The 6,416-nt window shown below is 65.5% G+C and carries 7 protein-coding genes; 5 read left to right on the top strand and 2 right to left on the bottom strand.

Features of this window, described 5'->3' with window-relative positions:
- Positions 1 to 131: 131 nt before the first annotated feature.
- Positions 132 to 680, bottom strand: a complete 549-nt coding sequence (locus ACIOGZ_RS08735; RefSeq protein WP_400985380.1) for a hypothetical protein — start codon at positions 678 to 680, stop codon at positions 132 to 134.
- 148 nt (positions 681 to 828) lie between these two features.
- On the opposite strand from ACIOGZ_RS08735, the gene ACIOGZ_RS08730 reads away from it, so the two are divergent.
- Entirely contained in the window at positions 829 to 2,073 is a 1,245-nt protein-coding gene (locus tag ACIOGZ_RS08730; protein WP_400985388.1) for an IS701 family transposase, read from the top strand.
- Between the two features lie 205 nt (positions 2,074 to 2,278).
- On the opposite strand, the gene ACIOGZ_RS08725 is transcribed toward ACIOGZ_RS08730, so the two are convergent.
- A complete protein-coding gene (locus ACIOGZ_RS08725; RefSeq protein ID WP_400985378.1) occupies positions 2,279 to 2,545 on the bottom strand; it encodes a hypothetical protein in 267 nt (88 codons plus the stop codon).
- A gap of 543 nt (positions 2,546 to 3,088) precedes the next feature.
- Here ACIOGZ_RS08725 and ACIOGZ_RS08720 point away from each other — a divergent pair.
- From ACIOGZ_RS08720 to ACIOGZ_RS08705, 4 genes are all read left to right on the top strand, one after another.
- Positions 3,089 to 3,640: an RNA polymerase sigma factor gene (locus ACIOGZ_RS08720; RefSeq protein WP_400985376.1), complete on the top strand. Its 552-nt coding sequence runs from the start codon at positions 3,089 to 3,091 to the stop codon at positions 3,638 to 3,640.
- Positions 3,641 to 3,814: 174 nt separating this feature from the next.
- Positions 3,815 to 4,081, top strand: coding sequence for a hypothetical protein (locus ACIOGZ_RS08715; protein ID WP_400985374.1), 267 nt, complete (start codon positions 3,815 to 3,817; stop codon positions 4,079 to 4,081).
- A 188-nt stretch (positions 4,082 to 4,269) separates the two neighbouring features.
- Positions 4,270 to 4,935 (top strand): ParB/RepB/Spo0J family partition protein, encoded by a 666-nt coding sequence (locus ACIOGZ_RS08710; RefSeq protein ID WP_400985372.1) that lies wholly within the window; start codon positions 4,270 to 4,272, stop codon positions 4,933 to 4,935.
- Entirely contained in the window at positions 4,928 to 6,340 is a 1,413-nt protein-coding gene (locus ACIOGZ_RS08705) for a ParB N-terminal domain-containing protein (protein WP_400985370.1), read from the top strand. Before ACIOGZ_RS08710 ends, ACIOGZ_RS08705 begins: the two co-directional genes overlap by 8 nt.
- Positions 6,341 to 6,416: the final 76 nt, after the last annotated feature.

The raw sequence follows: 6,416 nt of genomic DNA, 5'->3' as shown, positions 1-6,416 counted from the left end.
GCTCCACCAAGCCCCACTCGGCATCGGAGAGTTCATGGCGACGTATCACCACACCATGATCCACTAGCCAAGATCACTTTGACGACACTGCCTAGTACTCCAGCTGTAGATCGCTCCTGTGCCGGTGGCGCCTATGCTCGCCATGGTTTGCGCGGCTTGCCCCAGCTGCCGTGTGGCCGGCTTCGAGTCTGGGCCAGCGTCGCCGCGTCGAACTCGCCCTTGCTGATGACCGCTCGTGGTTCTGGTACGAGCAGGGCCGCAGTCGATCGCCATGGGACAGCCGAGGCCCAACCGACCAGGGGCATCGTCTCGTCGTAGCGGGGAGCGAACTGCGCGACGGTGATGGTGGGCATCCGATAATTCAGGCTACGGACGTGTTCGACGAACGCTTCAGGCAGCGAGACGTGGTGCGTCTCCACGTAGTGCGGGAAGTCCTGGCGCCACAGCCAGGTACCGTCTGTCGTCAGTGAAGAGCACCCCGGGGAGTGGCGGTGGGCGCTGCCGGTGATGGCGTCGCGTCCCGCCTCCATGACGTCGATGAGGATGTGGCCAGCATCCAGGTAGGCCACCAGGTCCGCCTCGTCCGACTTGCCGACAGGCCGGACGGCATCGTGTATCGATCCGTTCGGCTGGCCGCAGCGGTTGTCCAGTTCGCCGTAGAAGCCCAGCAATCCCAGCACTGCGTCCTCCTCTACGAGCCTTGCCGTCCCATCGGCACGTGCAGGTGCGGCCACCGTTGATCATCAGTGTGTGAAGACAAACGATCACGCGGTGGCCGCAGGTCACAGCGTAGACGCCGACCACTGGCAGGAAGCGTTCGAGGGCCTGATGGGCCGTATTGCGGGCCGGTTCGCCCGGGTCGAACCCCGACACCGAATACGGCGCTTGGTCATGGGACTGCTCGCGGACCTGCCGAGGAAGAACTGCTGGACCATCGCCGAATGGGATGGAGAGGCGACTCCTGACGCCATGCAGCACTTGCTGAGCCGAGTCAAGTGGGACGCCGATGCCGTCCGCGACGACCTGCGCGCCTACGTCGTCGAGCACCTGCATGACGACCAGGCAGTACTCGTGGTCGACGAGACCGGCGACGTGAAGAAAGGCACCCACACTGTCGGCGTCCAGCGCCAGTACACCGGCACCGCGGGGAGAATCGAGAACTCCCAAGTGGCCGTCTACCTCGTCTACGCAGGTCGACGCGGACACGCCGCAGTGGACCGCGAGCTCTACATTCCGCGCTCGTGGACCGACCAGCCCGACCGCTGCCGGGCGGCCGGACTCGCCCCGGACACCCCGTTCGCCACCAAGCCCCAACTGGCCGCCCGCATGGTCACCCGCCTTCTGGACTCCGGCCACCACGCCCCCTGGGTGGCCGGAGACGAGGTCTACGGCGGCAACCCCCAACTGCGCACGGCCCTGGAGGAACGCACCACCGGCTACGTCCTCGCGGTGGCTCGCACCCACGAGGTCACCACCGGGGTCGGCAAGCTCCGCGCGGACGCCCTGGCCAAGAAGCTCCCCAGACGGGCCTGGCAGAAGCTGTCCGCCGGAGCCGGAGCCAAAGGACAGCGGTTCTACGACTGGGCCCACATCGACCTGCCCAGCACCGCTCCCGGCCACCGCCACCTGCTGATCCGCCGCAACCGCACTACCGGCGAACTCGCCTACTACCGCTGCTACTCACCCCGACCGGTGCCGCTGACAACCCTGGTGCGGGTCGCGGGATCCAGATGGAGAGTCGAAGAGGCATTCCAGACTGGAAAGGACCTGGCCAGCCTCGATGAGCACCAACTCCGCCGCTACACGTCCTGGTCCCGCTGGGTCACCCTCGCCATGCTCGCCCATGCCTTCCTGGCCGTCGTCCGCGCCGAGGAGCACCAGCTCCGCCCCGGGCCCGACGGCCTGATACCGCTGACATGCAACGAAATCCAGCGACTCTTCATAGCCCTTGTCGCCAGATCCGTTCACGAGGCCGACCACTGGCTTCGCTGGTCCATCTGGAGACGCCGCCATCAGGCCCGCTCCCAGGCCAGCCACTACCAACGCCAAGCCGCGACATCAGCACGATCGTGAACTACAGCTGGAGTACTAGCCCATAGATCATTTGTGCGAGTTTCCTGCATGTGTCTCGGGCCTCTTGAAGGAGGGCATCAGGGAGTTGTCCGGGAGATTTGCCGGACAACTTTCGAACCGCACTCGCCCTGGTGGAGAGTGTGGTCCTCGACCTTCGAGGAGTGCGCAATTGTCAGGAAGCCGACGGACCAGGCCGTGGGGGCCGTTACGTGGCCGAAGTCAGCAGGCAGACTCTACGGCCCTGCTGATGCGGTGTTGGCTCGACGCGACCGGCATGACCGTAAGGGACCTGCATACCGGACTCATGGCCGGTCGTCGGTGCCCGAAGATGGGTCGAACCGCCGTAGCCGACCGCCTGGCAGGAATGTATCTGACGGTCGACTTCGTCGACGCTGTAGCCGAGGTCTGCTTCGACGATATCGATGTCCGGCGAGCCCGTTCGCAGGAAGGTCGAGATGCTCTCAATGGCCAATCCTCGCCGTCACCTTGCTCAGCGAGTGAGTCCGTTTACAGGACCTTGCCGTTAGCGGCGGAGGCTTTCCACCGAGCGAATGAACCCGATCACGAATCAGCCGAGACCCTTAAAGCCAGAGCTGCGCGGCTGGACAGGGAGAATAGCCGCCTGCGTGTCCAAATCGCTGACCTTCGCGAACGAGGGCAGGTCGCCGCAAGTGCAGCTAGTCGCGCTATTCAGCAGCGGGACGACGCCAGGCGTCAGCGCGACGAGCGCGCGGCGGAACTGGCGGACCTCTTGGCTCAGTTAAGCCAAGACACCGAATGCGAGGGAGTTTCCAAGCCCGCACCGTCCGACCAGATCGACTCCGGACATGGTGCCGACGGTCAACCGGGTGATGCTGACGGTTGTCCGCCGCGTCAAGTCGCGGATGGGGTCGGACCTCAGCCAACGTCGTCCGGCTCTCCGAATAGGCTCGACGCAGATCGACCGGAGAGGTCTCTGCCGGCGGGTAGAGGAGGGGCTGTCGCACAGGCAGTGGCTGTCCTACCATCCCCAGCCTTGAGTGGAGTTACCGATGCTGCTCAGGAGTCTGGTAGCGGGGCGGCCCTCAGTGGGCGAGATCGTCTCGCGTTCGCGGCCTTCCGCGAAGTCCACTTCCGCGCTCACTACAGCTTCGTGTATGCAAGGTTTGGTGACCGGCGTCGGGCGCTACGGATCGCTGAGGAAACCTTCTCCCAGCTGGCGGCCAACTGGAGGTTCGTCCTAAGGCAGGAGATCCCCGCAGCCTACGCCTGGTCAATCACGCGGGAAGCTATCAGGCGCGAGTTCGGCTACGTGCAGCGGCGGGCCGGCGCCGCTCGGGAGGTGTTCGAGTCAGCCAGGGCGGGCCTTGCTCTCATGGATGACGCGACCGGTCTCTTCGAGGCCATTCTGGAACTACCAGAGCGTCAGTACGAGGTGGTCGTGCTCCGCTACATCCTTGAGCTCGATTTATATGAGGTGGCGGCCTACCTGGGGGTTTCAGAAACCAACGCGAGGGGCCTCGCCCGAAGGGCTACAGACCGTCTAAGCAGAATTCTGAACCGGCATCAGTCAATCGATCCATCATGAACTGCCAAATCGACAGGATTTCGGCTGCGGTGCGCGGACCGCCCAGAGCGGCCGACCAAGGCGACCACCGGCCCGGTGAGGGATCGCACCCCCCACCGAGCCGGGCCCCATCAGAAGCGGTACATAGCAAACCCATTACCGCCCTGAGACAAGCAGCACCTACAGGAGGACTACTTGGACAGCAACGGTAACGCGAACCCATCAATGCAGCCGCCGGTGATCAACATCAACATTGGCGGGACTGGTACAAAACTGCAGATCACCACGCCGGTCGCGATCGCCGATGGTGGCTCCATCGCTCAGGCGGAAGCTACGAAGTACAAACCGTCGGAAGCTGGCGAAGAACCGCCGTACTGGCGCCGCACCGCGGTCGTGTGGAGTGCAGTAGCCGCGCTTGCGACACTCGCGGGTGTGGCATTCTCCGCCTGGAGCGCCAGGTAGCGACGCCGCTGGCATCCTGCGGGTTTCCCGCAGCACGGGTGGGATCTGCCCGTCGGCTCCCGCCCGTGCTCTGTCGGATGCGCAGGGCCTCCCCGCTCGGGGACGGTGAATGGAGGCTCCCGCCCTGTGATCGTCTAGGCTGGCTGCCCAGTAGGGCGCGGGGAATCGGCCTATGAAGGATCCAGCTTGTGCCTGAACCGATCGACCGGATCATTGACTCCCTGCTGCCCCTCGCTGTCCCGATCGGCGACCTGACCCGGTACCACTGCAACCCGCGGCAAGGCGACGTGAGCTCTGTCGCCGACTCCCTGAAGTGGCATGGTCAGTTCAAGCCGATCGTCGCCAATCGCGGCACCCTCACGGGCCGCCTGAACGAGATCCTGGCGGGTAACCACACCTGGGATGCTGCCGTTCAGCGCGGCTGGGACCAGATCGCCGTGTCCTGGGTCGACGTCGATGACGACGCGGCCGCGAAGATCGTCATCGTCGACAACCGCACCAGCGACTTGGCCGGGTACGACACCGAGCTGCTGGCCGACATCCTGGGTGCCCTGCCCGACCTCGACGGCACCGGTTACGACCAGGACGCCGTCGACGACCTCCTCGACGGCATCGAGCTGCCGTCCCAGCTCGCCGCCGAGACCAGCGACCGCGAAGGCGACAAGACCGCCGACGAGCACCTGCAGTGGGGCTTCGTGCAGTGGGGCACCACCCGCGTGCAGATCACCAAGGAGGAGGTCGAACGGCTGAACAACATCCACGAGGCGTTCTACGAGGCCCGCGGCACCGACACCGGCTTCGCGCACTACCTCCTCGACCAGCACGACGCGGAGCAGGAGGCCGTCGATGCCTGAGTTCGTCGAGGCGTACGCCCTGGCTGGCCTCAAGCCCGCCCCGTACAACCCGCGCCGCCTGTCGGAGGAGGCGTTCGACCGGCTCCAGCGGTCCCTGGCCTTGTTCGGGTGCGTCAAGCCGGTGATCGTCAACGGCAACGGCATCCTCGTCGCCGGCCACCAGCGGACCAAGTCGTTGAAGGCGATCGGCCAGACTCACGCCCCGGCGATCCTCCTCGACGGGCACGTCTCCACCCAGGACGAAGTCCAGTTCAACCTGCTGCACAACTCGATCGAGACCGACGGTTCGAAGGTGCGAGTGCCCGCATCCGGGCCGGACGCGCAGGGCTGGGAGTGGATCCAGCCCGAGGACGTCACCGCAGTGTCCCGCTCCAACCCGGCGATCCAGGCCGAGATCCGCCGCCTGGTCACCCGCTACGGCACGTGGGGCTCCGTCGTCGCCGATGCGGCTGGCCGGGTCATCCTCAACAACGACTACGCGGTCGTCGTCTCCGACCTCAAGCTGCCGCTGCTGTGCTACCGCATGTCCGTGCAGGAAGCCGACGAACTCGCCGTGTGGCTGGACGGCGACTACGGCGTCTACGACTACACCCAGCTCGGCATCCACGCCTACAACCAGCACTGGTGCCAAATGCACCGCCTCGGCGGAGACGAAGGCGACTCCAACAAGTCCACCACCTACGAGCAGCACGTTCTGCCCGCGCTGCGCCCCGGCCAGCGGGTCATGGACTTCGGCGCCGGCGAGCTGGCCTACATCCAGCGGATCAAGGCCCAGGGCTGGGACGCGCACTGGTACGAGCCGCACGTCAAGGCCGCCGGGAAGCAGAACGCGCTCGACGTGGCGGCCACGGTCTCGCACATCCGCGACCTCCAGCGGGACATCCCCGCGAACGGCCTCTACGACGTCGTCGTACTGGACTCGGTGCTGAACTCCGTCACCTCCCTGGAGTTCGAGAACGCCGTGGTCGCCACGTGCAGTTCGCTGCTCGCCAAGAACGGCACCTTCTACACCGGGACCAGGTCGCTCGGCTCCGTCGCGCGCAGGGTCGGCGGGAAGAAAGCCCGCAACAACGGCCGGTACAGGCGCAGCGTCGAATTCCTGGACGACAACGGGTTCACCGCGAGCTTCCGTGCCGGCGTGTGGACGATGCAGAGGTTCCACGACCCTGAGTCGCTTCGGTCGCTGATGGGCCGGTACTTCGACGAGGTGGAGGTGCGGGGCAACCCGAACGGGAGCAACATCTACGCGGTGTGCCGCAAGCCGAGGGTGCTGCCGGAGGAGGAGCGGCGGGCGGCGCTGGAGCTGGAGTTCAACATGGAGTACCCGGGGGAGTACCGGCACAACCGGCACCGGCCGCTGGTGGAGGCGCTGATGAGGGCTTGCCGGGAGCGGGACGGCGGTTAGGGCACCACCAGTTGAGAGTATAAAATATAAGTGAAAGGATTGTTGACTACAAGGCAGAAAAGCCGAGTTGGCGTCT

The organism is Kitasatospora sp. NPDC088160 (genome assembly GCF_044741445.1).
In the GTDB taxonomy this organism is placed as follows: domain Bacteria; phylum Actinomycetota; class Actinomycetes; order Streptomycetales; family Streptomycetaceae; genus Kitasatospora.
This window is presented reverse-complemented; position numbering and strand designations above follow the sequence as displayed.

Bases quoted from the DNA above. Each gene is read 5' to 3' on its own strand.
- ACIOGZ_RS08730 (WP_400985388.1), top strand. From the start codon at position 829: ATGGGCCGTATTGCGGGCCGGTTCGCCCGGGTCGAACCCCGACACCGA.
- ACIOGZ_RS08705 (WP_400985370.1), top strand. From the start codon at position 4,928: ATGCCTGAGTTCGTCGAGGCGTACGCCCTGGCTGGCCTCAAGCCCGCC.